Annotated in this window: 24 protein-coding genes and 1 pseudogene; 12 read left to right on the top strand and 13 right to left on the bottom strand. The window is 72.5% G+C overall.

The window, feature by feature from the left end; all coding sequences use genetic code 11:
* Positions 1-202: 202 nt before the first annotated feature.
* Positions 203-1,600 (bottom strand): DUF692 domain-containing protein, encoded by a 1,398-nt coding sequence (locus ACFRIC_RS23230; RefSeq protein ID WP_382788664.1) that lies wholly within the window; start codon positions 1,598-1,600, stop codon positions 203-205.
* Between the two features lie 358 nt (positions 1,601-1,958).
* Here ACFRIC_RS23230 and ACFRIC_RS23225 point away from each other — a divergent pair, with 358 nt between their 5' ends.
* Complete coding sequence (locus ACFRIC_RS23225; protein ID WP_382788662.1) at positions 1,959-2,777, top strand: SAM-dependent methyltransferase; 819 nt, start codon at positions 1,959-1,961, stop codon at positions 2,775-2,777.
* A 93-nt stretch (positions 2,778-2,870) separates the two neighbouring features.
* On the opposite strand, the gene ACFRIC_RS23220 is transcribed toward ACFRIC_RS23225, so the two are convergent.
* Together ACFRIC_RS23220 and ACFRIC_RS23215 are read right to left on the bottom strand one after the other, a co-directional pair.
* Positions 2,871-3,791 carry a helix-turn-helix domain-containing protein gene (locus tag ACFRIC_RS23220; RefSeq protein ID WP_382788660.1) on the bottom strand — a complete coding sequence of 307 codons (921 nt, stop codon included), beginning with the start codon at positions 3,789-3,791 and terminating at the stop codon, positions 2,871-2,873.
* A gap of 154 nt (positions 3,792-3,945) precedes the next feature.
* Complete coding sequence (locus tag ACFRIC_RS23215) at positions 3,946-4,176, bottom strand: DUF397 domain-containing protein (RefSeq protein ID WP_382788658.1); 231 nt, start codon at positions 4,174-4,176, stop codon at positions 3,946-3,948.
* Positions 4,177-4,467: 291 nt separating this feature from the next.
* Between ACFRIC_RS23215 and ACFRIC_RS23210 the strand changes: the two genes are divergently transcribed.
* The gene (locus ACFRIC_RS23210) at positions 4,468-4,941 is read left to right on the top strand and encodes a hypothetical protein (protein WP_382788656.1); all 474 of its coding nucleotides are present in this window, start codon (positions 4,468-4,470) and stop codon (positions 4,939-4,941) included.
* A gap of 9 nt (positions 4,942-4,950) precedes the next feature.
* Here ACFRIC_RS23210 and ACFRIC_RS23205 read toward each other — a convergent pair whose 3' ends face one another.
* The 5 genes and pseudogenes from ACFRIC_RS23205 to zapE all read right to left on the bottom strand — a co-directional run bounded on the left by ACFRIC_RS23205 (position 4,951) and on the right by zapE (position 9,849).
* A complete protein-coding gene (locus ACFRIC_RS23205; protein ID WP_382788654.1) occupies positions 4,951-5,703 on the bottom strand; it encodes a peptidyl-tRNA hydrolase in 753 nt (250 codons plus the stop codon).
* A 157-nt stretch (positions 5,704-5,860) separates the two neighbouring features.
* Positions 5,861-6,067, bottom strand: coding sequence for a hypothetical protein (locus tag ACFRIC_RS23200; RefSeq protein WP_382788653.1), 207 nt, complete (start codon positions 6,065-6,067; stop codon positions 5,861-5,863).
* Between the two features lie 26 nt (positions 6,068-6,093).
* Positions 6,094-7,317: pseudogene (thrS, locus tag ACFRIC_RS23195) on the bottom strand (threonine--tRNA ligase); the annotation flags it as partial.
* A gap of 187 nt (positions 7,318-7,504) precedes the next feature.
* Positions 7,505-8,572 carry a slipin family protein gene (locus ACFRIC_RS23190; RefSeq protein ID WP_382788651.1) on the bottom strand — a complete coding sequence of 356 codons (1,068 nt, stop codon included), beginning with the start codon at positions 8,570-8,572 and terminating at the stop codon, positions 7,505-7,507.
* Between the two features lie 125 nt (positions 8,573-8,697).
* Positions 8,698-9,849, bottom strand: a complete 1,152-nt coding sequence (gene zapE / locus ACFRIC_RS23185) for a cell division protein ZapE (protein ID WP_382788649.1) — start codon at positions 9,847-9,849, stop codon at positions 8,698-8,700.
* On the opposite strand from zapE, the gene ACFRIC_RS23180 reads away from it, so the two are divergent.
* The 4 genes from ACFRIC_RS23180 to msrB all read left to right on the top strand — a co-directional run bounded on the left by ACFRIC_RS23180 (position 9,848) and on the right by msrB (position 13,233).
* Positions 9,848-10,660: a pyrimidine reductase family protein gene (locus ACFRIC_RS23180; protein ID WP_382788647.1), complete on the top strand. Its 813-nt coding sequence runs from the start codon at positions 9,848-9,850 to the stop codon at positions 10,658-10,660. The genes zapE and ACFRIC_RS23180 overlap by 2 nt on opposite strands.
* Before the next feature lie 113 nt (positions 10,661-10,773).
* Positions 10,774-11,247: an indole-3-glycerol phosphate synthase gene (locus tag ACFRIC_RS23175; RefSeq protein WP_382788645.1), complete on the top strand. Its 474-nt coding sequence runs from the start codon at positions 10,774-10,776 to the stop codon at positions 11,245-11,247.
* 143 nt (positions 11,248-11,390) lie between these two features.
* On the top strand, positions 11,391-12,779 hold the full coding sequence (murC, locus tag ACFRIC_RS23170) for a UDP-N-acetylmuramate--L-alanine ligase (protein WP_382788643.1): 1,389 nt from the start codon (positions 11,391-11,393) through the stop codon (positions 12,777-12,779).
* 46 nt (positions 12,780-12,825) lie between these two features.
* Entirely contained in the window at positions 12,826-13,233 is a 408-nt protein-coding gene (gene msrB, locus ACFRIC_RS23165) for a peptide-methionine (R)-S-oxide reductase MsrB (protein ID WP_382788641.1), read from the top strand.
* Between the two features lie 100 nt (positions 13,234-13,333).
* Here the strand turns inward: msrB and ACFRIC_RS23160 are convergent, their stop codons facing one another.
* Positions 13,334-14,353: a YbhN family protein gene (locus ACFRIC_RS23160; RefSeq protein ID WP_382788768.1), complete on the bottom strand. Its 1,020-nt coding sequence runs from the start codon at positions 14,351-14,353 to the stop codon at positions 13,334-13,336.
* A 565-nt stretch (positions 14,354-14,918) separates the two neighbouring features.
* Between ACFRIC_RS23160 and ACFRIC_RS23155 the strand changes: the two genes are divergently transcribed.
* On the top strand, positions 14,919-16,316 hold the full coding sequence (locus ACFRIC_RS23155; RefSeq protein ID WP_382788639.1) for a YhgE/Pip domain-containing protein: 1,398 nt from the start codon (positions 14,919-14,921) through the stop codon (positions 16,314-16,316).
* Positions 16,317-16,409: 93 nt separating this feature from the next.
* Here the strand turns inward: ACFRIC_RS23155 and ACFRIC_RS23150 are convergent, their stop codons facing one another.
* Positions 16,410-17,279 carry a LysR family transcriptional regulator gene (locus ACFRIC_RS23150; RefSeq protein ID WP_382788637.1) on the bottom strand — a complete coding sequence of 290 codons (870 nt, stop codon included), beginning with the start codon at positions 17,277-17,279 and terminating at the stop codon, positions 16,410-16,412.
* 99 nt (positions 17,280-17,378) lie between these two features.
* Positions 17,379-18,347, bottom strand: a complete 969-nt coding sequence (locus ACFRIC_RS23145; RefSeq protein WP_382788635.1) for a helix-turn-helix domain-containing protein — start codon at positions 18,345-18,347, stop codon at positions 17,379-17,381.
* Positions 18,348-18,556: 209 nt separating this feature from the next.
* Between ACFRIC_RS23145 and ACFRIC_RS23140 the strand changes: the two genes are divergently transcribed.
* From ACFRIC_RS23140 to ACFRIC_RS23120, 5 genes are read left to right on the top strand one after another with little or no spacing between them, the layout of a single operon-like run.
* A complete protein-coding gene (locus ACFRIC_RS23140; RefSeq protein ID WP_382788633.1) occupies positions 18,557-20,119 on the top strand; it encodes an ATP-binding protein in 1,563 nt (520 codons plus the stop codon).
* Positions 20,116-20,529: a roadblock/LC7 domain-containing protein gene (locus ACFRIC_RS23135; protein ID WP_382788631.1), complete on the top strand. Its 414-nt coding sequence runs from the start codon at positions 20,116-20,118 to the stop codon at positions 20,527-20,529. Before ACFRIC_RS23140 ends, ACFRIC_RS23135 begins: the two co-directional genes overlap by 4 nt.
* Positions 20,526-20,891 carry a DUF742 domain-containing protein gene (locus ACFRIC_RS23130; RefSeq protein ID WP_382788629.1) on the top strand — a complete coding sequence of 122 codons (366 nt, stop codon included), beginning with the start codon at positions 20,526-20,528 and terminating at the stop codon, positions 20,889-20,891. Before ACFRIC_RS23135 ends, ACFRIC_RS23130 begins: the two co-directional genes overlap by 4 nt.
* Positions 20,869-21,471, top strand: coding sequence for an ATP/GTP-binding protein (locus ACFRIC_RS23125; protein WP_382788627.1), 603 nt, complete (start codon positions 20,869-20,871; stop codon positions 21,469-21,471). The genes ACFRIC_RS23130 and ACFRIC_RS23125 overlap by 23 nt, the downstream gene beginning before the upstream one ends.
* The gene (locus tag ACFRIC_RS23120; protein ID WP_382788625.1) at positions 21,468-22,814 is read left to right on the top strand and encodes a cytochrome P450; all 1,347 of its coding nucleotides are present in this window, start codon (positions 21,468-21,470) and stop codon (positions 22,812-22,814) included. Before ACFRIC_RS23125 ends, ACFRIC_RS23120 begins: the two co-directional genes overlap by 4 nt.
* Positions 22,815-22,904: 90 nt before the next feature.
* On the opposite strand, the gene ACFRIC_RS23115 is transcribed toward ACFRIC_RS23120, so the two are convergent.
* Together ACFRIC_RS23115 and ACFRIC_RS23110 are read right to left on the bottom strand one after the other, a co-directional pair.
* On the bottom strand, positions 22,905-23,696 hold the full coding sequence (locus tag ACFRIC_RS23115; RefSeq protein ID WP_382788623.1) for an MBL fold metallo-hydrolase: 792 nt from the start codon (positions 23,694-23,696) through the stop codon (positions 22,905-22,907).
* A gap of 185 nt (positions 23,697-23,881) precedes the next feature.
* Entirely contained in the window at positions 23,882-24,685 is an 804-nt protein-coding gene (locus tag ACFRIC_RS23110; protein ID WP_382788621.1) for an alpha/beta hydrolase, read from the bottom strand.
* Positions 24,686-24,696: the final 11 nt, after the last annotated feature.

Genomic DNA, 24,696 nt, shown 5'->3' with positions numbered 1-24,696 from the left:
ATGCTACTGCGGGCTCTACGCCGACTGCCGTACGCGAAGGAGGGGTCGGGACGAGGGTGGAAGGCGCCGGATGCGGTGGTTCGTGCTGACGTCGAACCGTCCTGAAGCATCATCAAACGGACGCGCACAGCGCCTTCACATCGTGCGGTGTTACTCCGGGCACACTCCGCGGACGAGGCGTGTCGGATGCCGGGGAGACGGCTCAGCGGCGGAGCAGCGCCCTGCGGGTGGCCCTGGCGAGCCGGGCCACGGGGCGTCCGGACAGCGGGGCGGGACCCGACCGTTCCAGCCACCACGCGCGCAGCCGCCGGGTCCTGGCGCTCTCCGGGAGCCCGGCGAGCAGCAGGTGCTCGGCGAAGTCCAGGGCGTCGCGGCGGTAGCCGCCGGTCATCGGACGCCGCTGCGCGTACGCGAGGAAGGCCGGCCGGTAGCCGTCGGCCAGGATCTCCGGCAGCTCCGGGGCCACCTTCGCGACGACGTCCGCCCGTTTGGCGGCGAGGGCGCGCGCCTGCACCCCGAGGCGGACGCGGTCGAAGCCCTCGGGCGCGGGGGTCCCGGCGACCAGCGCCGACAGCAGCGCGGCCTGCGCCAGCGCCACCCGCTGACGGGGCGCGTCTCCCGCCGCGGCCCGGGAGTCCGGCGCGGGCACCTCCTCCGGTGCGGCCGCCTGGTCCGGTACGGCCATCTCGCCCGGGGCGGCCGCCGAGGGAGTGGGGCCGGTCCCCGCCGGGGCCGTCCGGTCGGGCCCGGTCGCCCGAGCTCCGGCCTCCGCCTTCTTCAGGGTGTCCCGGATCGCGGTGAGTTCCCGCTCCAGTTCGGCCGGTTCCGGGAAGTTCTCGTCGCGTTCGAGGAGGACACCCGGCGGGGTCACCCGGGACGCGAGGTCGGCGAGGATGTCGAGCACGGGCCGCGGGACGGGGTGCGCGTGGCTGTCGTGCCAGACGCCGTCCCGCTCGAAGCCCCCGGCGACGTGGACGTAGGCGATCGCCTCGACGGGCAGTTCGTCCAGGGCCTTGGCGGGGTCCTCGTCGCGGTTGACGTGGTTGGTGTGGAGGTTGGCCACGTCGATGAGCAGCCGGACGCCCGTGCGGTCGACCAGGTCGTAGAGGAACTGCCCCTCGGTCATCTCCTCGCCCGGCCAGGAGATCAGCGCGGCGATGTTCTCCACGGCGAGGGGGACGGGGAGCGCCGCCTGGGCCGCGCGGACGTTCTCGCACAGGACGCGCAGCGCGTCCCGGGTGCGCGGAACGGGCAGCAGGTGCCCGGCCTCCAGGAGCGGTGACGCGGTGAGCGGGCCGCCGGCCCGGACGAACGCGATGTGTTCCGTGACGAGCGGCGAACCCAGCGCCTCGGCGCGTTCCGCGAGCGCGGTGAGCCGCGCCTCGTCGGGCCGGTCGGCGCCGCCGAGGCCCAGGGAGACGCCGTGCGGCACCACCGTGACCCCCCGCTCCCGCAGCCGCAGCAGCGACTCGGGGAGATGACCGGGGCACAGGTTCTCCGCCACGGCCTCGACCCAGTCGATGCCGGGCATCCGCTCCACGGCCTCGGCGATCTCCGGCCGCCACCCGATTCCCGTACCCAGCCGCTCCGACTTCGTCATGTCCCCTCCTCCGTCACGGCCTCGGCCGCGCCTGCCCGTACGTCGCTCCCCACGACGGCCGGTGCACCGGCGTGACCAGGTCATGGCCCCGGGGGCCGGGACCGAACCCACCGGGGCGGACGTTCAGAGCAAGATTTGAGGTTCCGCGCCGCCGCTCCCTTGCCGGACGGCGGCGAGCGGACCGGCTCCGACGAGGGCGAGTGGCCCTTTCGCGCCACCACGGTGAGCGAGGGGCGAGACTTGGCCTGAAAGGCCTCCCGCGTCCTTCGTTCGGGGGGTGGCAACGCCAACTTCCGTTTCCCTAAGATGGATTGCCGGTCGGGCCGGTCAGGCAGACCGACACTGATCTGGGGGAACGATGCAGCCTGGCGAGCAGTTGTCCACGTCGATCGATGCCACGGTGCCCACGGCCGCGCGCATGTACGACCACTATCTCGGCGGCAAGGACAACTACGCCGCCGACCGGGCGGCCTGCGAGGAACTGGACAAGGTCGTCCCCAGCACGCGCGCGCTCGCCCTGAACAACCGGCGCTTCCTCCAGCGGGTGGTCCGCACCCTGGCGGACGGATACGGGATCAGGCAGTTCCTCGACCACGGATCCGGCCTGCCCACCCAGAACAACGTGCACCAGGTCGCCCAGGCGATCGACGAGACCTCCCGCGTGGTCTACGTCGACGTCGACCCGATGGTGCTGGTCCACGGCCGGGCCCTGCTCGACCAGAACGACCGGACGGCCGTCATCCACGCCGACCTGCGGCAGACGGAGGAGATCTTCTCCCACCCCGACACCCGGCGGCTGATCGACCTCGAACAGCCGGTGGCCGTGCTGTTCAACTCGGTGTTCCACTGCATCCCGGACAGCGAGACCGACGGGCCCCTCCCGGTGATCCGCCGCGTCGCCGAGCGGCTGGCGCCCGGCAGCTTCATGGTGATGTGCCAACTGGTCAGCGAGGACGCCGAGGTCCGCGACTTCGTCACCGGCTTCATGGACCAGGCGACGCAGGGGCACTGGGGCCGGGTCCGCCAGGAGAAGGACGTGGAGGAGTTCTTCGACGGCATGGACGTCCTCGAACCCGGACTGGTCGAGGTGTCCACCTGGCGGCCGGACACCGATGTCGTGCCGCGCCAGCTCACGCAGGAGTGGATCGAGTTCGGCGGGGTCGGCCGGATCCGCTAGGAGAGCCTCCGGCTCATACCGTCCGGCCGCTGCCGTCCGGCGTCCGCCGGGCCGGCTCCGGCCCTTCGTGTACGCGTCCGGCCGCGACGCCTCCTAGTCCTTGGCGTACCGCTGTTCCACCGTGGTGCGCAGCAGCGCCAGGGATGCGCGGGGGCTGAGGGCCTCGTCGGCGAGCCGGTCCAGCACCACCCGGTACTCCTCCGTCTCGTCGCGGTCCTCCAGGAAGTTGGCGCTCCTGATGTGCTCCAGGTAGACGATGTCGGGCAGTTCGACGCCGCCGAAGCGCAGATAGGTGACCGGGATGGCCGGCGCGGAGGCGTTGGTGACGTCCAACGGCACGATCTGCACGACCACATGGGGACGCTGGGCCATCTCGATGAGGTGTTCGAGCTGGGCGCGCATCACCGCACGGCTGCCCAGGACGCGCAGCAGGACGGACTCGTCGACGACGGCCCACAGTTGAGGCGCGTCCACCCGGTCCAGCAGCTCCCGTCTGCGCATGCGCAGCTCCACCCGGCGCTGCACCTCGGCGGCGGGCGCCGTCGGCAGCCCGCGTTCCACCACGGCCCGCGTGTAGTCGGGAGTCTGCAACAGGCCCGGAACGTACTGGATCTCGAAGGTACGGATGGTGGTGGCCGCCTCCTGGAGGCCGACCAGCCGGTCGAACCACTCGGGCATCAGCCGCTTGTCGTAGCGCTGCCACCACCCCGGCTCGCCCGCGCGCTTGAGCAGTCTGAGCAGGACCGAGATCTCGTAGTCCTCGGTCCCGTACAGCCCGAGCAGTGCGCGGACGTCGTCCTCCGTCGGTGGCCGACGGCCCTTGCCCGCCTCTATGCGCGACAGTTTCGCCGCGCTGAATCCGAGGGAGCGCGCGGCCTGTTCCTGGGAGAGCCCGGCGTCCTCGCGGGCGCCGGCGAGCTGCACGCCGACCAGCATCTTCAGCAGAGTGGGGGCGGGCTCCTCCCGGCTCAGATACGGTTCGAGACGGGAGACGCGGGGTGACTCGACGGACATCCTGACTCCCAGTCGACCGGCAGAAGACAGCCAAAATTATCGCACTGCGCCGGACTCTGCCGCATGGAGAGACAGAAGTGGACAACCAGCCTTCCGTTTCAACGGAGTTCGGCGCCTCCGGGACGAGGACTCAGAGCGCCTCGGGGACCGGGACTCAGAGCAGGTGGTCGAACTCCCCGTCCTTCGCGCCGGCCAGGAACGCGGCCACTTCCGCCGGGGTGTAGACGAGGGCCGGGCCGTCGGGGTCACGGGAGTTGCGGACCGCTATCCGTCCGTCTCCCAGCGTGGCCACTTCGACGCAGTTGCCTTCGGCATTGCTGTGCCTGCTCTTGATCCAGGAGGCACCCAGCGAGCTGGCCCGCACTCCGTTCGGCACTGATGGCACCAACGCACTCTCCTTGCTGACGTTCCACCAGGTGCGCGCCCGGGCCGGCCGCCCGGTCGCGGGCCCCGGCCGGGCCTCACGTGGCCCATGCGCCTCTCCGTCTTCATGCAATTTCTCGTGCAATTGCACGAAGACGCTGTCAGCGTGGATAATAGCCGTGGCGTCAACCTCGTTGCCAGAGGCCTTTGCTGACGTCGGCTCAGCCGCTCCCCGGGGAGCGTGATCGTCCGGGACGGGCCCTCGGCCCGCCCGCGCACCTGGCACTGTCCGACGCCTTCGGAGGGAGCGGAAATGGCCACACCACTCAGGAACCTGGAACGTGTGTCGTGGGACGAGATCAAGGACTCCAAGGGGTCCGCGGAAGCCATCCCCTTCCTGCTCAACACCGTCGCCTGGGGTGACGCGGCGACCGCCAGAGCGGCACTCCAGGACCTGAGGGAACGAATCTGCCAGTTCGGATTCGTCGTGGAGCAGGCGACTGCCGCCACCGTCCCCTTCCTGTGGGAGCTCGCCGAACTCCCGCAGGTCACCTGCCGCGTCCAGATAATCCAGCTCCTGAAGGACATCGCGGACGCCCGGCAGTGGGAACGCACCGCCGCCGCGTACCCCAAGCTCCTCAACCGCCGGGAGAACTGGGTGGGCTGGGAGCGCGAGGCGCGCCAGGCCGTCCGCGCCCACCGCGGCACCCTCCAGCACCTGCTCGCCGAACCGGACACCGAGATCGTCCGCGTCACCGCGGAACTCGCCACCACCCTGGCCGATTAGGGTCCCGCGTCAGCCCGCGGGATCCGCGGCGCGTCCCGGCAGGGCGCCCACGCGGTCGTGTCCCTCGACGGCGACCGTCAGCCCGGGGGCGATCTCCGTGAACCCCGCGTCACGGACCAACGGCACCTCGGAGACGCTGAGTTCACGCCAGCGGGCCGGATCGGCGGTACGGACCGAGAGGGCGAAGCCCGACGCGCGCCAGGCGGTCCGCTCCTTCTCCGACAGCTCCCACCAGGCCAGTTGGGCGCCATGGCCCGTCTGCGCCATGGTCTTGCCCGCCGACATGTCGAGTTCCGGGTTCAGCCACAGCACGGGCGCCGCCGGATCGGCCGGTGCCGGCGGCTCCGGATCCTCCAGATCCGTACCGGACACCTGGAGCCGCGCCAGGTCCTTGGGCCAGCCGTCCAGCGGCACCGGCGGGAAGACCCGCACCTCCGCGGTCCGCCCCGTCACGGTGATGCCGGGCAGCGCCTCGGCCCGCCGCCACTCGGCGCCGCGCGCCCGCCGTACGACCTTGCGGATCCGGGCGTCCTGCCAGTCCCGCATCGCCTGCGCCCAGATGCCGTCCCCGAGTGAACGCTCGTCGCTCAGCATGGTCAGCACGGCCCGGGCCGAGGTCTCCAGCGCGTCGGTGCGCGCCGGGGGCGCGTCCTTCTCGATGTGCACCACCAGCGGCAGGACGAACTGCCGTGCGGTGTCACGCGCCGTGGGCTCGTCGCGGAACGGGCTGTCGTCGGCGGGGGTCGGGTCGTCGCTGCTCACGCCCCCAGTCTGCCAGGCGGAAGATCCGTTCCGGACGGACGGTCCGGTGCCGGAGCCGCCCGTCCCACGGACCACCCGTCCCACGGGCCACCCGTCCGTCCTACGGGCCACCCGTCCCACGGACCACCCGTCCCACGGACCGTCCGCCCCGCGCCGGTCAGCCCGAGCACGCGGTGCGCTGCGCCTCCTGCCAGTCGCAGACGGGGCACAGTGTGATGCCCTTGTGCGACTCCGGATACTCGGTCGGTTCACGGCACAGGACGCATTCCGCGTACGGCGGCCCGTCCTGCCCCGCCGGGTCGAGGATGCCGTGGGACTCCCCGGCAGGCCCGTCCGCGCCGGTCGCGCGGTGGTCGTCGCTCATGCCTCCAGCTTAGGAGGAGCACGCCCTCACCCGGTGCCGCGCGACCCGGTCCTCCGGTCGATCTCGCGGCCGATCTCGTGCAGGACCTCGTCGGCCGGCCGGGGATCGAGACGGCGTCCGTCGCGCAGACGCAGGGCGATCAGGCCGTCGGCCGCCTCCCGGGGGCCGATCACCGCCTGGTACGGGGCCAGCCGGGCGGCACGCACCCGGGCGCCCAGGCTGCCCTCGTCCGGGGCGGCGAGCCCGGCCCGCAGCCCCTGGTCGCGGCAGCGGCGTACGAGCCGGAGCGCCTCCTCGGTCTCGGCCTCGGACACGGGCAGGACCACCACCTGGGTGGGGGCGAGCCAGGCGGGGAAGGCGCCGCCGTGCACCTCGATGAGGTGGGCGACGGCCCGTTCCAGACTGCCGATCACGCTGCGGTGCACCATGACCGGCCGGTGTTTCGCGCCGTCGGCGCCGATGTAGCGCAGATCGAAGCGCTCGGGCTGGTGGAAGTCGACCTGGACGGTGGAGAGGGTGGACTCGCGGCCCGCCGGGTCGGCGATCTGGACGTCGATCTTGGGCCCGTAGAACGCGGCCTCGCCCTCGACCGCCTCGTACGCGACGCCGGACCCGTCGAGGACCTCGCGCAGCAGCGCGGCCGATCTGCGCCACAGCTCCGGATCGGCGACGTACTTGCCTCCCGGGCCCGGCAGCGACAGCCGGTAGCGGGATGCCTCGATGCCCATGGCCTCGTACGCGGCACGGATCAGTCCGAGGGCGGCGGCGGCCTCCTCGGCGACCTGGTCGGGGGTGCAGAAGATGTGCGCGTCGTTGAGCTGGATGGCCCGCACACGGGTCAGGCCGCCCAGCACGCCCGACAGCTCGGAGCGGTACATCCCGCCCAACTCGGCCATGCGAAAGGGCAGTTCGCGGTAGCTGTGCGGGCGGGACCGGTAGATCAGCGCATGGTGGGGGCACAGGCTCGGCCGCAACAGCATCTGTTCTCCGCCGAGTTCCATCGGCGGGAACATGTCGTCGCCGTAGTGCGACCAGTGCCCGGAGATCTCGTACAGCTCCTTCTTGCCCAGCACCGGCGAGTACACGTGCCGGTAGCCGGCCCGCCGCTCGGCGTCGCGGACGTACTCCTCCAGGGCGTACCGCACGGCGGCGCCGTCGGGCAGCCAGTAGGGAAGTCCGGCGCCCATGAGGGGGTCGGTGTCGAACAGGCCGAGTTCGCGGCCGAGTCGGCGGTGGTCGTTCACGGTGGTCTCCTCGCTTGCGGAGGGCGAGCGACCACACGGCGAAGCCCCGGGGCACTCGCCCCGGGGCTTCGACTCATGTCAGAGGTCAGCGCGCCGGGACACTCTCCGGCGTCGTCGTGTTCATCGCGGCACGCTTCTTCATGGCCCACACGCTAGCAGCGGCCTCCCGGCCGGGCCACGGGATTTCGAACGGCTACCCGGACTCCTCCGTGAAGCCGGAGTCCTTCGTGAACCCGGACTCCTCCGGGCGTCCGGAGGGTTCCGGATCGTCTCCCGGCTCCCTCGGCGCCCCGACGTCCCCCAGCAGGCCGAACGCGTCCGGGATGCCGAGCCCGTCGGTGTCCGCGAACGCCTCCGGCAGGCCGAGCGCCTCCCGCACTCCGTTGATCCGGTCCGGCACGACGGGCGGCTCGACGGGATCGACCCCCGGCTGCCCCTTGAGCGAGGGCGGTACCTCGGGGGCCGACGGCTGCCGGGAGTCCGCCACGACGGGCGGCTGTCCGGACTGGGCCCGCTCCAGGAAGCGCAGCAGTTCGACCGGGAAGGGCAGGACGAGGGTGGAGTTCTTCTCGGCGGCGACGGCCACCACCGTCTGCAGCAGCCGCAGTTGGAGCGCGGCCGGCTGTTCCGACATCACCTCGGCGGCCTGCGCCAGCTTCTTGGACGCCTGGAGTTCCGCGTCCGCGTTGATGATCCGGGCCCTGCGCTCGCGGTCCGCCTCGGCCTGACGGGCCATGGACCGCTTCATCGTCTCGGGCAGGGAGACGTCCTTGATCTCGACGCGGTCGATCTGCACGCCCCAGCCGATCGCCGGGCTGTCGATCATCAACTCCAGCCCCTGGTTGAGCTTTTCGCGGTTGGAGAGCAGGTCGTCCAGATCGCTCTTGCCGATGATCGACCGGAGCGAGGTCTGCGCCATCTGGGAGACCGCGAAGCGGTAGTCCTCGACCTGGATGATGGCGTTCGCCGCGTCCACCACCCGGAAGTAGACGACCGCGTCGACGCGGACCGTCACGTTGTCGCGGGTGATGCCCTCCTGCGCCGGGATGGGCAGGGTCACGATCTGCATGTTGACCTTGCGCAGCCGGTCCACGAAGGGAACGATCATGGTGAAGCCGGGGGAGCGGACCTCGCCGGCCAGCCGCCCGAGACGGAAGACGACCCCGCGTTCGTACTGTTTGACGACGCGGGCGCCGGCGGCGACGTAGATGACCGAGGCGGAACAGGCCGCCGTGATCGCCACGATGAGTTCCTGGACCATGACGACCCCCTTCCGAGCCGCCTGACAAGTCTGGCCATTCCACTCTACGTCGCGGGGGCGCGGTTGTTACCGGCCGGTGCGGAAGGGTTCCCGAGGCCGGTGGCGGTGTGCGGTCTCAGGCGTGCCTACTGGGCTCCCCGGCCCTCCACGAGCCCCTTCGCGTCGCGGGCCAGCGCCGTGAGCCGGGAGATCGCGCGGAAGTACTTCTTGCGGTAGCCGCCGTTCAGCATCTCCTCGCTGAACAGCCGGTCGAAGGGCATGCCGGAGGCGAGGACCGGCACCTCGCGGTCGTACAGCCGGTCGGCGAGCACGACGAGCCGCAGCGCCGTCGACTGGTCCGGGACGGGCTGGACGTCGGTGAGGCAGACCGCCTTGACCCCGTCCGTCAGGGCGCCGTACCGGCTGGGGTGGACCCGGGCGAGGTGGTCGAGCAGGTGCGGGAAGTCGTCCAGGGACGCGCCGTCGGTGGCGTACGCGGCCTTGGTGACCTGCTCGTCGGAGAACGGGGCGGGCGCCTCGGGCAGCCCGCGGTGGCGGTAGTCCTCGCCGTCGATGCGCAGCGGGCGGAAGCGCGCGGACAGGCCCTGGATCTCCCGCAGGAAGTCGGCGGCCGCGAACCGGCCCTCACCGAGCTTGCCCGGAAGTGTGTTCGAGGTGGCGGCGAGCGCCACGCCCGCGTCGACCAGCTTGCCGAGCAGGGTGGAGACGAGGACGGTGTCGCCCGGGTCGTCGAGCTCGAACTCGTCGATGCACAGGAGGCGGTGCCCGGAGAGCGTCTGCACGGTCTTCTGGAAGCCGAGCGCGCCGACCAGGTTCGTCAGCTCCACGAAGGTGCCGAACGCCTTGAGGGAGGGCTCCGCCGGGGTCGCGTGCCACAGGGAGGCGAGGAGGTGGGTCTTGCCGACGCCGTACCCGCCGTCCAGGTAGACGCCCCGGGGACCGGTCGGCGTCTTCGGGGCACCCTTGCCGAAGCCGAAGAGCCGCCGCTTGGGCGCGCCCACGGCGTGCGCCCCGCCGAGACCCGCGGCGAACGCCTCGAGGATGCCCACGGCCTCGGTCTGGCTGGGCTGGTTCGGGTCCGGGATGTACGTGGCGAAGCGGACCGAGTCGAAGCGCGGCGGCGGCACCATCTCGGCGACGAGCCGGTCGGCGGGGACGTGCGGCTCGCGGGCGCACAGGGACAGCGGGGCCGCTTCGGCTATCGGGTCGATCGCGGAGGCGGTGGAGGTGGACGACACGGTTACCCACTCTATGCGCCGTGCCACACTGCAACCCATGCGACGCCTGTTCCCTGTGACCTACGAAACAGCAGCCCAGGCCTCCGCCGAGGCCCCCGGGACGCAAGTGACGGACCGTGAGTGGGAGCTCGGCGAGCTGGCCGAGGCGTACGCCTACCCCGACGTCCGGCTGCCCTGGCTCCGGGCCAACATGGTGTCCACGCTCGACGGTGCCGCCCAGCACGAGGGGCGCTCGCAGCCCATCTCGAACGCCACCGACATGAGGATCTTCGGTGTCCTCAGGGGGCTCGCGGACGTCGTGGTCGTCGGCGCCGAGACCGTGCGGCAGGAGGGCTACCGGCCGGCCCGCGCGCGTGAGGCCTTCGCGGCCCGCCGGGAGGCCGCCGGGCAGGGTCCCGCGCCCGCGATCGCGGTGGTCACGGCGAGCCTCGGCCTGGACTTCTCACTGCCGCTGTTCACCTCGCCCCTGGTGCCCACGCTGGTGCTGACCGGCTCCGCGGCGGCACCGGAACGGATCGCCGAGGCCGAGCGGGCGGGCGCGCGGGTGGTGATCGCCGGGGACGGCATGGGGGTCGATCCCGCCCGTGCCGTACGGGCCCTGGGCGACCTCGGGCACACCAGGCTGCTGACCGAGGGCGGGCCCAGGCTGCTGGGTCAGTTCGTCGCGGCCGGCGTCCTGGACGAGATGTGCCTGACGCTCTCCCCGATGCTCGCGGCGGGCGACGCCCAGCGGATCGCGGGTGGGCCCTCGGTGCCGGTTCCCCAGCACTTCGAACTGGCGTCCCTGCTGGAGGAAGCCGGGTTCCTGTACAGCCGGTACCGTCGATCCGGCCGACAGTCGGAACAGTAGATTCCGTTTCTCTTCGGACGGGCACACTAATTCGCGCAGTACCCGTGCTGTCACGGGGCAGGATGGTTTCCGCAGGGGGCCGGGACGGCCCACGGACGAGAAGGGCGCCTGTCGTGTTCACGAGCGTATTGATGATCGAGAAGGCCCTGACGTCCGCCGACGTGGAGTTCGTCACCACCTTGCACGGTGACGAGGCGGTCGCCTTCCACGTGCTCCTCCAGCCCCGGGGCGACCAGGCGGACCGGCTGCTGCGGGCCATCGACGACGTCGCGATGGGCGAGATCGACGAGGCGACCCACGAGGGCAGGACGCCGGAGGGCGAGGAGGCCGTCGGCCAGGGCGAGCGGGCGCTGGAGGTGTCCCTCATGGCGCTGCGCGGGTCCGGCAGCACGGCCGAGGGCCGGCTTATCGAGGACCATCCCCTCGACGCGCTGAAGGGCCTGGTCGACGAGGTGAAGGCCGACGAGGTCATCGTGCTGACCGACCCCCACTACGTGGAGGAGTTCTTCCACCGGGACTGGGCCTCCCGGGCCCGCCACAAGGTGGGCGTGCCGGTCCTGAAGCTGTTCTCGCACAGCAAGGCGTGAACCGGGGGCCCCGGCGGACACCCGGGGCACGCGTCCGCCGGCGTCCCTTGTGAGGCGCCGTCCGCCGCACCCAATAGGCTGGGCCCGCGTTCCCCTCGGGAGAGCGCGCCCACCTTCGTACCGGATCTTGGGGAGAAACACGCATGGCACCCGGCCTTCCTACCGCGATGGACCGACCGCACTTCATCGGCATCGGCGGCGCCGGGATGTCGGGCATCGCGAAGATCCTCGCGCAGCGCGGAGCCGTCGTGGCGGGCAGCGACGCCAAGGAGTCCGCCACCGCCGAGGCGCTGCGCGCGCTGGGCGCCACGGTCCACATCGGGCACGCGGCCGGTCACCTCGCCCCGGACGCCACCTGTGTCGTGGTCTCCTCCGCGATCCGCGCCGACAACCCGGAGCTCGCCCGCGCCGCCGAGCTCGGCATCCCGGTCGTCCACCGCTCGGACGCCCTGGCCCGTCTGATGGACGGCCTGCGCCCGATCGCGGTCGCCGGCACCCACGGCAAGACGACCACCACCTCGATGCTGGCCGTGTCCCTGTCGACGCTCGGCCTCGCCCCCTCGTACGCCATCGGCGGCGACCTCGACGCCCCCGGCTCGAACGCCCTGCACGGCGACGGCGACATCTTCGTCGCCGAGGCGGACGAATCGGACCGCAGCTTCCACAAGTACGCGCCCGAGGTCGCGATCATCCTCAACGTCGAACTCGACCACCACGCCAACTACGCGTCCATGGACGAGATCTACGAGTCCTTCGAGACGTTCGTGGACCGCGTCACCGAGGGCGGCACCCTGGTGATCTCCGCGGACCACGAGGGCGCCCGCGAGCTGACCCGCCGCGTCACGGGCCGCGACGTGCGCGTGGTGACCTACGGCGACGCCGCGGACGCGGACGTCCGCGTGCTCTCCGTCGTCCCGCACGGCCTGAAGAGCGAGGTGACGGTCCTGCTGGACGGCGCCGAGCTGACCTTCACGGTCTCCGTCCCCGGCCGCCACTACGCCCACAACGCGGTGGCCGCGCTGGCCGCCGGCGTCGCCCTGGGGATCCCGGCCGCCGAGCTGGCCCCCGCGCTCGCCTCGTACACCGGTGTGAAGCGCCGCCTCCAGCTCAAGGGCGAGGCGGCCGGCGTGCAGGTCGTCGACTCCTACGCGCACCACCCGACCGAGATGACCGCCGACCTGGAGGCCATGCGGTCCGGCGCCTCGGGCCGCATCCTCGTGGTCTTCCAGCCGCACCTGTTCTCCCGCACCCAGGAACTGGGCAAGGAGATGGGCGAGGCCCTGTCGCTGGCGGACGCCTCGGTCGTCCTGGACATCTACCCGGCCCGCGAGGACCCGATCCCCGGTGTCACCAGCGAGCTGATCATCCAGGCCGCGCGCACCGCGGGCGCCGAGGTGACGCCGGTCCACGACAAGACCGAGGTCCCGTCCGTCGTCGCGGGAATGACGAAGCCCGGTGATCTCGTTCTCACCATGGGCGCGGGCGACGTGACGGATCTCGGACCGGAGATCCTCGCCCGCCTGGCCGAGTGAACCGTGGCCCCCAGCGGGCCTCCTTGAGCGTGAGGGGTTGAGCTTCATGTCGTACGACATCGAAAAGCCGGACGAGCAGTGGCGCGCGGAGCTGACCCCGTCCGAGTACACCGTGCTGCGCAAGGCGGGCACCGAGCCCGCCTTCACCGGTGAGTACACCGACACCAAGACGAAGGGCGTCTACTCCTGTCGCGCCTGCGGCGCCGAACTCTTCACCTCCACGGAGAAGTTCGAGTCGCACTGCGGCTGGCCGTCCTTCTACGACCCGAAGGACTCGAACGCCGTCGAGCTGATCCAGGACCGGTCGCACGGAATGGTGCGGACGGAGGTGCGGTGCGCCCGCTGCGGGTCGCACCTCGGCCATGTCTTCGACGGCGAGGGCTATCCCACGCCGACGGACCAGCGGTACTGCATCAACAGCATCTCGCTGCGGCTGACGCCGGACGAGGGCTGAGCGAGGCCGGCCGGGACCCGACGAGGGCGCGGCCGGCCGACGCCGTACGGGGACCGGGCGCGGTCGGCCGGGCTGTGCCCGGCCCCGCGCCCGCCTTCGTTCACAGCACCTTGCGGTGCACCAGGGCCGAGAGGATGAGCGTGCCCGGGAGCAGCGGGATCCAGACCGTCAGGACCCGGTAGCCGATCACGGTGGCCGTCGACAGGCCCGCCGGGGCGCCCAGCGAGACCATCGTGAAGACCATGGCCGCGTCCACCGGGCCGATTCCGCCCGGCGCGGGCACGGCGCCGGCGGCGGTACTGGCGACCAGCAGCGCGAACACCACCTGAGCCCAGGACAGCGGCAGTCCGAGCGAGAAGCCGACCGCCGCGATCGTGCTGCCCTGGAGCACCGGGGCGGCCGCCGAACCACCCCAGAGGGCGAGGACACGGCCGGGCCGGGTGTGCAGGATCCGTACGTCGGTCAGGGCCGTACGGACGAAGTCGACCGCGGGGCGGCGCAGCGGACGGACCTTCGTGACCAGCAGAGCGACGGTCGTCAGACCGAGCGCGGCGCTTCCCGCCGCCAGCAGCAGCGTCGAGCGGTCCGGGGCGAGCGCGCCGAACCGGAGGGTGTCGCCGACGGCCACCAGGAAGAGGACCAGCACCGGGATCCTCGCCACCGGCTTGACCAGCGAATACAGCGCGAGCGAGGCCGTCGCCCGCGCCAGGGGCACGCCTTGGCCGCGCAGGAAGCGCAGGGTGACGGCGTGGGCGCCGATGCTCGCCGGCAGGACGTGGTTGGCGGCGCCCGCGGCCAACTGCGACGCCAGCAGCAGTCCGGGCGGCAGCCGCTCGGGCAGGGCGCCCTGCCGGACGCACGCGGCGACGACCCAGCCCAGCAGGGTGAAGAGGAGCCCGGCCACGAGCCACCACGGATCGGCGTCACCCAGCCGGGCGACGCCGTCGAGCACGGCGCTCCGGTCCAGCGCCGCCCAGGTCCCGATCAGCACCACGGGGAGCAGCGTCACCACCAGACGGGTGAGACGCGAGAGGGACGCGAGCCGGGCGGCGGTGGGAGAGCAGGTGGGGGGAGGCGCCGACGAGGGCGCGGTGGAGCCGCCCGCGTCACCCTTCGCCAGGGCGGGTGACGGCGCCGCCGTGGCCGTGGTCGCGGCGGCGGGTGTCTGTGCCGCCTGTGCCGCGGTGGTCGCGGTGGCGGGGAGGCTGTCGAGCGGGGGCAGGGACACGGCGCACGTCGTCCTTCCGCGTCACGCCCGGGTACGGACGGACGGATCCGAGGCGATGCAACGGGGACGGGGCAAAACGTTCCCGTCCGGTGTGACGCCACGGTGTCCGGAGAGAAAAGGAGGACCGGCAACTGAGCGACACGGCCAGGCACTCACCGTGCTGACGAAGGTACGACCGGCGGGGCGGACGCGCGACCCAGGAATCCGGCCCCGGGGTGAAGCACTGGCTCGGGGGACGGGTCGCGGGCCTAGAGGGCGGTAAGTGGGGACGGGATCCGGGTGTCGCGTGGGGGGCCCGGCGGGTGTGTGGGCGGGGCCGGCGTCGGGGGTTCGGCGAGTCGCCGTCCGTGGCGCGTCCGTACCCCCGATCCTGGCCTGACGTGCGGTCCTGGACTCCCCGGCCGAGGGCCGCGCGCCCGACGCCGTTCCCGTGCCGCCCCGGAACCTGTGGAGAACCATGGACGCCGACAGCAATCACCCCGAGGAGCCCCCGGGCACGGCGGGCGCGGGCGGCGCCGCCCGGCACCCCGGGGGCCCCGGTGACGACGCCGCCGGCCCGGACACTCCCGTACAGGCCCGTGCCACCGCGCTCCTGCGTCGCCCGAAGCTGTGGCTGGTGCCCACCGTCCTGACGGGGCTGCTCGCGCTGCTGCTGTCGCTGCTGTACATGGGCGGGATCGTCAACCCGAACGGGCACCTGCGCCACCTGCCGATCGGCCTGGTCGACGAGGACACCGGCAAGCCCCCTCCCGGGCAGCGGCAGAACGCGGGCGCCCAGGTCACCGCGGCCATCGCCGCGAGCGACACCTCCGGCACGGCGGGCTGGCGCAGACTCACCCGCGCGCAGGCCCAGGACGAACTCTCCTCCGGAAAGATCTACGGAGCCCTCGTCGTCCCCCGGAACTTCACCGACTCCCTGACCGCGCTGACCACGGCGAACGCCACCGTCCGGCCCACCATCACGGTCCTGACCAACCCCGGAATGGGCAGCCTCGGTTCGTCCCTGGCCTCGCGGATCAACACCACGGCGGCCCAGCAGGCCTCCACGACCATCGGCAAGCAACTGACGGCGTCCCCCGTGACCGCGAAGGCCGACGCCACGACGCAGCTGCTGCTCGCCGACCCCGTCCAGGTCGTCACCCGGATCGGACACCCCATCGGCACGCACAGCGGTCTCGGGCTGAGCGCGTTCTACTACACCCTGCTCCTGGTCCTGGCCGGGTTCCTCGGCGGCAACCTCATCAGCACCGGCGTCGACACCGCCCTCGGCTACGCCGACACCGAGATCGGCCCCTGGCACACCCGCCGCCCCACCGTGCCGATCAGCCGCACCCAGACGCTGCTCCTGAAGATGGTCATGACCGCCGGGATCTCCGTGCTCACGGTGTCCCTCGTCATGCTGGCCACCGTCGCGATCCTCGGCATGGACGCCACCCACCTGCCGTTGCTGTGGATCTACTCCTACTGCGCGAGCCTGGCCGTCGGACTGGGCGTCCAGGCGATCAACGCGGCGTTCGGCGGGATCGGCCAGCTCGTGTCCATGTTCGTGTTCATCGTGCTGGGCCTGCCCTCCTCGGGCGCCACCGTCCCGCTCCAGGCGGTCCCCGGCTTCTACCGGTTCCTGTCCATCTTCGAGCCCATGCGCCAGCTCAGCGACGGGGTGCGGGCCATCCTGTTCTTCGACGCCCGGGCCGACGCCGGGCTCGGCCGCGCCTGGCTCATGATCGCCGTCGGCAGCGTGCTCGCCCTCGTCTTCGGCTTCGCGATGACCCGCTACTACGACCGCAAGGGCCTGGACCGGCTGACCCCGCAGCCGGCCACGCACCCGGCCTCCCGCCCCGCGGCCTCCACCTGACGGCCGCGCACGCGGTCCTGACGGTCGGGCACGCGGTCCGGCGCACCTGATCCCGTCTCTCCCCCCCGGGGGGCGTCCTCGGACCGTCCGCCCTCAGGTCATGTGCCGCAGGAGCGCGGTGACCGCGGGAGGGGTGTCGCCACGAGGGTGGACCAGCATGAGTTTCCAGTGTGGCGCGTGCCGGGCGAACGGGTGGGTGCTGAGGCCCGGGAACCGTCCCGCGATCGAGGCGGGCATGACACAGACGCCCAGGTCGTTGCCGACGAGTTCCGCCGCGGCCGCGATGTCGTCGACCTCGAAGGCCGGCTCCCGTTCCACACCGGCGGCCCGGAAGGCCCGGTCCACGCTGAGCCGGATCGCCCAGCCGGGTGTGAAGTCCACCAAGGGAAGCCGGGCCGCCCCGGCGAGGGTGACCGTGCCGTCGGGGCCGTTCGCGGTGAGTTCGCGCGTCGGGGCGGACACCAGCACCATCTCCTCGTACGACAGCAGCCGCGTCACGAGACCGCGCTGGCGCTGCCGGTCGAGCGCCACCACGGCGAGGTCGACGCTGCCCTCCCGCAGCCCATCCCGGATGTCGGGGAGGGACGCCTGCCGCAGGCGCACCACCACGCCCGGATGCTCGGCGCGCAGAGCGGCCAGCGGCCGGTGCAGGTCGGCCCAGACACCCCGTGCCGTGCCGATGGTGACCCGGCCCCTGAGCTCTCCCCGGACCAGGTCGACGGTCGCCCGTGCCTGTTCGGCCGCCCGCAGCGCGGCGCGTGCCGCCGGGACGAAGACCTCGCCCGCCGGGGTCAGCGACACCCGGTGCGTGGTGCGGTCGAACAGCGGGGTGCCCAGTTCCCGTTCCAACGCGAGGACGGCGCTCGACACGGCGGACTGCACCACGCGCAGCCGCTGGGCCGCCGCCGTGAAGCCGCCCTCCTCGGCGACCGCGACCACGACCTCCATCTGCCGCAGATCCATCTCCACTCCCGGGACAGCAGCCGTCCTGGACCGGATCCCCGCCCAGGACCGGAATCCCGTCCTGTACCGATTGTCCCAGGACGTGATCGGCCGCGGGCGTCACGTGGCGCGGACTGCGTTGCGCATCTCGCGCGGGCTCACCCCGAAGCGCTGCCGGAAGGCGGTGCTCAGCGCGCTCGCCGACGAGAAACCCGAGGCGTGGGCGAGATCGGTGATCGTCAGGTGCTCGCAGTCGCCGCACCGGAGCCGTTCGCGGACCAGCCGCAGCCGCTCCTCGCGGATCAGGTCGCGGGGGGTGGTGCCCGCGTGCTGGAGGGCGAGCTGGATCTGGCGCAGCGACCAGCCGAGGGCGCGGGCCATGGACGTCCCCGTGAGGCCGGGGTCGGCGGCGTTCTCGCGGACGTGGCGGCGCACCACCGTCTCCACGTCGGACAGGTGACGGGTGCCCTCGGGGCGGTCGTCGCCGGTGGTCAGCATGCACAGCAGCTCGACCACCCGGTCGGACACGGCGTTGAACTGGGCGTCCGTGAGGTCGTCGCGCTCGGCGTACAGACCGTCGAGCATCGAGCGGACGACACGCCCGAGCCCCCTGCTCAGGTCGAGGCCGGTGGCCAGCGGCGACTTGCGGTTCAGCGGGCCGTCCAGCTCGCGGGCCGGGATCGTGAGGACGAACGCCTGGGTGGAGGCGTCCTGGAGACACTGGAAGGGCGACCCGAACGAGACGAGCGTGCCCGTCCCCGGCGTCAGCCGTGCCTCGTGGCCGTCCTGGCGCAGGACGATCTCCCCGGTCAGCGGCAGCAGCAACCGGTAGTCCCCGTCGGGGTCCTCGCGGATCTGGCGCGCCGTCCTGCTGTACTCGATCGCGTCCGAACGGAACCTGACGAGCTGATACGCCTCGGAGCGCTGACGGACCGTCTCGCCGCTGAAGTCGTCGGTACGGCCGTACCGATAGCCCATCCGCGGCTGGTACGACCCGATGTGCTCGCTCCAGAAGTCGACCCGCTCCGACGGTCCCACCGAGCCCGTCGACCGGGCTTCCACCAGGTAGTTCCCCGTGGGCAAGGCCACCATCGACTCCCGTGCGAGTGAGGGCAGTTACGCGGTGTCAGCCTAGTGCACACAGCCGGTGCGCATGGCGGCAACTTCCTTGCGCGTCGCGGAAAGCGCGGGAGCCGACGCGCGGCTACCGTCGTCCGCCCCGTCAACTCGCGCATCCTCCTTCACTTTTCCCGCTCCCGCCCCGGCAATGCGTCTCCGTACAAGAGGACTTGAGGACCATGACCGAACGGATACCGGAGGCCGCGTCCTGGTGCCTGGCCGTCGGCCTGCTCGCCGTCACCGTGCTGCTGCTGCGCCAGCGCGGGATCAGCGCGCGGCTGCGCCGGCGGACCGACGATCTCGTCGGGGACCTGCGGGCCCGCGACGAGGAACTGCGCAACCTGGCCGAGGTCCGCCTGCCCGTCCTGGAGGACACCCCGCACCGGACCGCCGCCCCGGGTGTCCCGGCCGCCCCTCCGCTCGACGCCCGGCTGGCCGGCACGGACTTCGCGAAGCACCTCGGCGCCGTCCTGGAGCGCTTCTCGGAGGCGGTGGGACACGCGCAGGCGCGCGCCGACCGGTCCGCGAAGTCCGCGCTCAAGGCGTCCATGCGCTCGATCCAGGCCCTCGCGAGCGAGCAGCAGGTGTCCATCGCCGAGATGCAGGACCGGCACGACCACCCCGACGTGCTGCGCGACCTTCTCGAGATCGACCACACCAACGCCCAGTTCGGCCGGCGCGCCCAGGCGATCGCCGTCCTGTGCGGCTCCTGGCCCGGACGCCAGCGCGGCACCTCCGCTCTGACCGAGGTGGTGCGGGGCGCGACCTCCCGCGTCCGTGACTACCGGCGCGTCCGCGTCAACGGAGAGGTCGGCCTGGCCGTCGAGGGCCGTGCCGTCGAACCGGTGGTCCTCGCCGTCGCCGAACTGCTGGACAACGCGGCACGCCACTCGCAGCCCGGCACCACCGTCGAGGTCACCGTCCAGCCGGCGCACAACGGTGCCTGCGTGGTCGTGGACGACGCCGGTGTCGGCATGGACGCCGGAACGATCGAGCGGGCCGCCGGGCTCCTGACCGGCCGGGATCTGGTGGACGTGACCCGGCTCGAGGACCCTCCGCGGTTCGGCTTCGCCGTCGTCGGCGTCCTCGCAGCGCGGTACGGATTCAGTGTCTCGGTGGACACCCGGTCCCCGTACGGCGGTGTCCGGGCGGTGGTGTTCCTGCCCGCGAAACTGCTCACGCACCCGGTCCCGGACGCGGAGCCGCCGAGAGTCGAACCCTCACTCACGGCCGCGAGGCCCGGGGGCGTGCGGACCGCGCCCGTGCCGCACACCCGGCGCGAGGCCGAGCCCGTCGGGACGACCACGGCCGGCGGCCTGCCGAAGCGGCGGCGCCGGGTCCCGCGGCAGCCGGACGGCGCGGGCCCCGGCACCGCCGCCGCGCCCGCCGAATCCGGCGCGTCTGCCGAGTCCGCCGTGCCTGCGGAGCCCGCGGGGCCTGCCGAGTCCGCCGTGCCTGCGGAGCCCGCGGGGCCTGCCGAGTCCGCGGGGCCTGCCGAGTCCGCGGGGCCTGCCGAGTCCGCCGAGCGCGCCGAGGGCGCTGGTGCCGCCGAGGACGTCGGCGCCCGGTCGGCCGAGGAGAACGCCCGGCGCATGGGGGCGTTCGCCCGCGGCACCCGATCCGGCCGAGCGGAGCAGGACACCACCGCGACCCCGGCGACCCCGGCGGCCCCTCGACCGCCGGACGCCCCCGTGCCGTCGTACGGAACACCCCACCCGATCGAAGGGAGCACACAGGGATGACCGCGCCCATGAGCAACGAGCTGGGGTGGATGCTCGACGAGGTCCTGAAGGTGCCGGAGGCCCGGCACGCGATCCTGCTGTCCGCCGACGGCATGCTCCGCGCGCACTCCGCGGACATCGGCCGGGACGACGCCGAGCGGCTGGCCGCCGGTCTGTCCGGCGTGCAGTCGATCAGCCGCAGCACCGCCGAGTTCTGCGGCCGTCCGGACACACCCTGGCGGCAGACCCTGATCGAGTTCGCGCACGGGTACGTCTTCCTCGTCGCCGCGGGGGAGGGCACCCACCTCGCGGTGTCCACGACCGAGAACGTCGACATGGAGGCGGTCACCTACCGCATGCACAAGATGGTCGACCGGCTCGGCAGGGAACTGACCAGCCCCGCCCGGCGGGACACCGGCAGCCCGGCATGAGACCGCCCGGACATCGTCCCGGGGAGCGGCTGGTGCGGTCCTACGTCGTCACCGACGGCCGCTCGCAGCCCTCGCGCAACACCCTCGACCTCGTCACGCTGCTGATCGCCGCCGTCGGCCCCCCGCTCACCGGGCTCAGCCCCGAGAAGCGGCGGCTCATGGAGCTGTGCCGGCCCGGTGCCCTGTCGCTGGCCGAGGTGGCCGGCCATCTGGAACTGCCCGTCAGCGTCACCAAAGTGCTGGTCGCCGACCTGATGGACAGCGGTCACCTCGTCACCCGCGCGCCGATCCCCTCCGCCGGACCTCCGTCCGACACCCGCGTCCTGAGAGAGGTCCTCGATGGACTGCGCTCCCGGCTCTGACACCTCGTATCTGCCCGAGGGCGTGCGGACCGCCGTGAAGGTGCTGATCGTGGGCCACTTCGCGGTCGGCAAGACCACGTTCGTCGGCGCGCTGTCCGAGATACGCCCGCTGCGCACCGAGGAGGTCATGACCCGGGCCGGCGCGTCCGTCGACGACCTGACCGGTACGCGGGACAAGGAAACCACCACCGTCGCCCTCGACTTCGGCCGCGTCACCCTCAACGACACCCTGGTCCTCTATCTGTTCGGCGCCCCGGGACAGCGTCGCTTCACCGGCCTCTGGCGGGACCTGACGCGCGGCGCGCTCGGCGCCCTCGTCCTCGCCGACACCCGACGCCTGGACCGGTCCTTCGAAGTCATGGGCCTGCTGGAGGAACTGGACGTGCCGTACGCGGTCGCCCTCAACGACTTCGACGGCCGGCCCGAGCACGGGCTCGACGAGGTGCGCGAGGCACTCGACCTGCTGCCCGGCACCCCGCTGCTGCGCTGCGACGCCCGCGACCGGGTCTCCGCCACCGAGACGCTGATCGCCCTCGTCACCCATCTGCTGGCCCGCACCGGCGAACTGGAGACCGCGTGAACGCCGTACCGCCCCCCGGCTGCCCGGCCCATCAGCCCCTGTACGGGCCGGAGTTCGCGGCCGATCCGACGGCGGTCTACCGGCTGCTGCGGGAGTCCGGACCGACCGCCCGCGTCGAACTCGCCCCCGGTGTCCGGGCCACCCTGGTCACCGGGTACGACGCCGCGCTGCACGTCCTGCGCAGCCCGGAGACCTTCTCCAAGGACCCCCGCCGCTGGAAGGACCTCGCCGACGGCGCCGTCCCGGCGGACAGCCCGGTCCTGCCGATGATGACCTACCGGCCCAGCGCCCTGTTCACCGACGGCGAGGAGCACAGCCGGCTGCGGGGCGCCATCGCCGACACGCTCGCCCGCGTCGAGGCCGGCGCGCTGCGCGACTGCGCCGAACGCGGCGCCGACACCCTCATCGACCGGTTCGCGCCGCTCGGCACGGCGGATCTGCTCGGCGAATACGCCCAGGTCCTGCCCCTGCTCGTGTTCAACCACCTCTTCGGCTGCCCCGCCGGGCACGGCGTCCGGCTGGTCGAGGGCATGTCCGGGATGTTCGACGGAGTGGACGCGGAGAAGGCGTACGAACTGCTCATCTCCACCCTGGCCGACCTCGTCGAGCTGAAGCGGCGCCGGCCCGCCCCCGACATGACGTCCTGGCTCATGGAACACCCGGCCGGGCTGACCGACGAGGAGCTGATCCACACCCTCGCCGTGCTGATGGGTGCCGGCACCGAACCCCAGCAGAACCTGATCGCGAACGGACTGCGCCTGCTGCTCTCCGACGACCGCTTCGCGGGCGACCTCTCCGGCGGAACCCTGCCGGTGCAGGACGCCCTCGACGAGGTGCTGTGGACCGACCCGCCGATCGCGAACTACGCCGTGCACTATCCGCACCACGACGTCGTGTACGAGGGCACGCTGCTGCGCGCGGGCGATCCGCTGGTGGTGAGCCTTGCCGCCGCCAACACCGATCCGGCCCTGACGGGACATCGGCACCTGGGCAACCGGGCCCATCTGGCGTGGAGCGCGGGCCCGCACACGTGTCCCGCGCAGGGCCCGGCGCGGCTGATCGCGTCCGTCGCGATCGAGAAGCTCCTGGACCGGATACCCGGCATCGAACTGTCGCTCCCCGTGGAGGAGTTGCGGTGGCGGCCCGGCCCGTTCCACCGGGCGCTCGCCGCCCTGCCGGTGAGCTTCCCGCCCGCCCCGGCCGTCGGAGACACCGACCGTCCGGAGCGGCCGGCGCCTCCGCCGCCGTCTCCGCCTCCGCCCTTCGACCCCCGGAGCCCCGAGACCGACCACCCGCGGACCACATGGTCGCGGGCGGCGGCCTGGTGGCGAGGGGAGTACTAGCCAGAGCTTTCCGCGTGGCGGAGTACCAGCGGGTCCGACCGTCGGGGAACCTGGCGTCTCCGCCGTCGTTCACCGGCGCGGGCGTGACCGTCACAGGGTGATGTCCACACCCGTCCCGGCGGGCAACAGGCGGAAGCGGGCCCGGATGTCCTCGGGGGCGGCGGCCAGGTGCCGTTCCATGGTCGCGCGGCTCTCGTGGAAGTGGTGCCAGCCCTCGTAGTGGACCGGGATGACGGTGTGCGGGCCGAGCAGACGGCAGAGTTCCACGGCCTCGGCCGCCGTCATCGTGTAGCGGACCGGGCCGGTCAACGGGAAACGGACACCGCCCAGGTGCATCAGGGCCGTCCCCACGTCCAGACGCCGGGCCACCTGCCGTACACCGTCGTACAGGACGGTGTCGCCCGACATCCACAGGGCCCCGTGTCGCTGCCCCTCCCAGTGGAGGGCGAAGCCGGTCACCTCGCCCGTGAAGGGGCGGGACAGCGGTGGGCCGTGGCGCGCGGGGGTCGCCGTGACGGTGATGGCCGGTCGGCCCGGAGCCTCCAGTCGGTGGGTCGTCCAGGGAGCGAGGGCGCGCGCGTTGCCGCCGAGGCGCCGGGCGCCGGACGGCGTGGTGAGGACGGTGTCCGCGGAGGCGAGCAGGGTCCGTCCCGCGAGATCCAGGTTGTCGCCGTGGTGATCGTGGCTGAGCAGGACGGCGTCGATCGGAGGGAGCTCGGCCGGGGTGAGCGCGGGGCCGGCCGTCTTGTACGAGGACGTTCCCCAGCCGAAGCGGTAGCGGTGGCCGGGCGGGTCGAACGTGGGGTCGGTGAGCAGCCGCCAGCCACCGGCCTCGATCAGGGTGGTCGGACCGCCGATGTGGGTGATGCGTGCTTCGCTCATGCCGGGTCCCCGTTCACAGTGTCGTCGTCCGCCGTCTTGTCGTCCGGAGTCCCGTCGTCAGCGGTGTCGCCCGCGCGATCCGGCCGTTCGCGGTGTCACCGTATGCGGTGTCGGCCGCACCCGGTTCCCGGGCCGGGACGGATCGCGTACGTCCGCCCCGGCCGGGCTGTGCCGTGCCGTTCCGTCTAGCGGACGGCGTGCTCCAGTGCCCACGACAGGGCGTGGTCCGCGACCTCTTCCCAGCCGGGCGAGGCCGGCATGAGGTGCGGTCGGCCGGGATACACCTTCACCTCGGTGACGGTGTCCGACTTGTAGTGCCGGGCGTTGGACTGCTGGACCTTGGGCGGCATCAGATGGTCGAGTTCGCCGGAGAGGAACAGCAGCGGCGCGCGGTCGTCGTTGTGGTAGTTCACCCAGATGTCCTGGTGGCCGGGCTGGAGGTTGGCCAGCACGCTGTTCCACAGGATGCGGCCCGAGGCGGGGACCGCGTAGCGCTCGTACAGGGCGCGCGACTCCTCCTCCGTGAACGTGTTGGTGAAGGCGTAGTGCCACTCGTCATGGGTGAGGCCGACGGCCTTGTGATGGTTCGCCGGGTTCTTCAGCACCGGGAAGGTGGCCTTCACCTGCGTCAGGGGCACCACCGATACGCCCTCGGTGGGGGCGGAGTTGATGGCGACGCCGGCCGCGCCGTAGCCGTGGTCGAGCAGGACCTGCGTGAAGGCACCGCCGGCGGAGTGGCCGATCAGGACGGGCGGCCTGTCGAGCCCGCGGACCACGTTCGCCAGGCTCTCGACGATCTGCGGGGCGGTGATCTTCTCGATCGGCGCGGGGTCGGCGTTCAGGGATTCGACCTCCACCTCGAAGCCGGGGTACGCGGGAGCGATCACGCGGTAGCCCTGCTTCTCGTAGCGGTCGATCCAGTGTTCCCAACTGCGGGGTGTGACCCAGAAACCGTGGATCAGGACGATGGTGTCGGGGGCGGTGCTCATCGGAACTCCTC

The sequence above is a fragment of the Streptomyces sp. NPDC056738 genome (genome assembly GCF_042790435.1).
Lineage (GTDB): Bacteria > Actinomycetota > Actinomycetes > Streptomycetales > Streptomycetaceae > Streptomyces.
Note: the sequence above shows the minus strand (reverse complement) of the source record. Positions and strands in the feature narration are given on the sequence as shown.

Excerpts from the sequence above, each read along its gene's own strand:
- ACFRIC_RS23140 (WP_382788633.1), top strand. The coding sequence starts at position 18,557 with ATGACCGAACGGATACCGGAGGCCGCGTCCTGGTGCCTGGCCGTCGGC.
- ACFRIC_RS23230 (WP_382788664.1), bottom strand. The coding sequence starts at position 1,600 with ATGACGAAGTCGGAGCGGCTGGGTACGGGAATCGGGTGGCGGCCGGAG.
- msrB (WP_382788641.1), top strand. The coding sequence starts at position 12,826 with ATGTCGTACGACATCGAAAAGCCGGACGAGCAGTGGCGCGCGGAGCTG.
- ACFRIC_RS23130 (WP_382788629.1), top strand. The coding sequence starts at position 20,526 with ATGAGACCGCCCGGACATCGTCCCGGGGAGCGGCTGGTGCGGTCCTAC.
- ACFRIC_RS23155 (WP_382788639.1), top strand. The coding sequence starts at position 14,919 with ATGGACGCCGACAGCAATCACCCCGAGGAGCCCCCGGGCACGGCGGGC.
- ACFRIC_RS23190 (WP_382788651.1), bottom strand. The coding sequence starts at position 8,572 with ATGGTCCAGGAACTCATCGTGGCGATCACGGCGGCCTGTTCCGCCTCG.
- ACFRIC_RS23180 (WP_382788647.1), top strand. The coding sequence starts at position 9,848 with ATGCGACGCCTGTTCCCTGTGACCTACGAAACAGCAGCCCAGGCCTCC.
- ACFRIC_RS23220 (WP_382788660.1), bottom strand. The coding sequence starts at position 3,791 with ATGTCCGTCGAGTCACCCCGCGTCTCCCGTCTCGAACCGTATCTGAGC.
- zapE (WP_382788649.1), bottom strand. The coding sequence starts at position 9,849 with ATGGGTTGCAGTGTGGCACGGCGCATAGAGTGGGTAACCGTGTCGTCC.
- ACFRIC_RS23210 (WP_382788656.1), top strand. The coding sequence starts at position 4,468 with ATGGCCACACCACTCAGGAACCTGGAACGTGTGTCGTGGGACGAGATC.
- ACFRIC_RS23200 (WP_382788653.1), bottom strand. The coding sequence starts at position 6,067 with ATGAGCGACGACCACCGCGCGACCGGCGCGGACGGGCCTGCCGGGGAG.
- ACFRIC_RS23115 (WP_382788623.1), bottom strand. The coding sequence starts at position 23,696 with ATGAGCGAAGCACGCATCACCCACATCGGCGGTCCGACCACCCTGATC.
- ACFRIC_RS23110 (WP_382788621.1), bottom strand. The coding sequence starts at position 24,685 with ATGAGCACCGCCCCCGACACCATCGTCCTGATCCACGGTTTCTGGGTC.
- ACFRIC_RS23125 (WP_382788627.1), top strand. The coding sequence starts at position 20,869 with ATGGACTGCGCTCCCGGCTCTGACACCTCGTATCTGCCCGAGGGCGTG.
- ACFRIC_RS23135 (WP_382788631.1), top strand. The coding sequence starts at position 20,116 with ATGACCGCGCCCATGAGCAACGAGCTGGGGTGGATGCTCGACGAGGTC.
- ACFRIC_RS23150 (WP_382788637.1), bottom strand. The coding sequence starts at position 17,279 with ATGGATCTGCGGCAGATGGAGGTCGTGGTCGCGGTCGCCGAGGAGGGC.
- murC (WP_382788643.1), top strand. The coding sequence starts at position 11,391 with ATGGCACCCGGCCTTCCTACCGCGATGGACCGACCGCACTTCATCGGC.
- ACFRIC_RS23225 (WP_382788662.1), top strand. The coding sequence starts at position 1,959 with ATGCAGCCTGGCGAGCAGTTGTCCACGTCGATCGATGCCACGGTGCCC.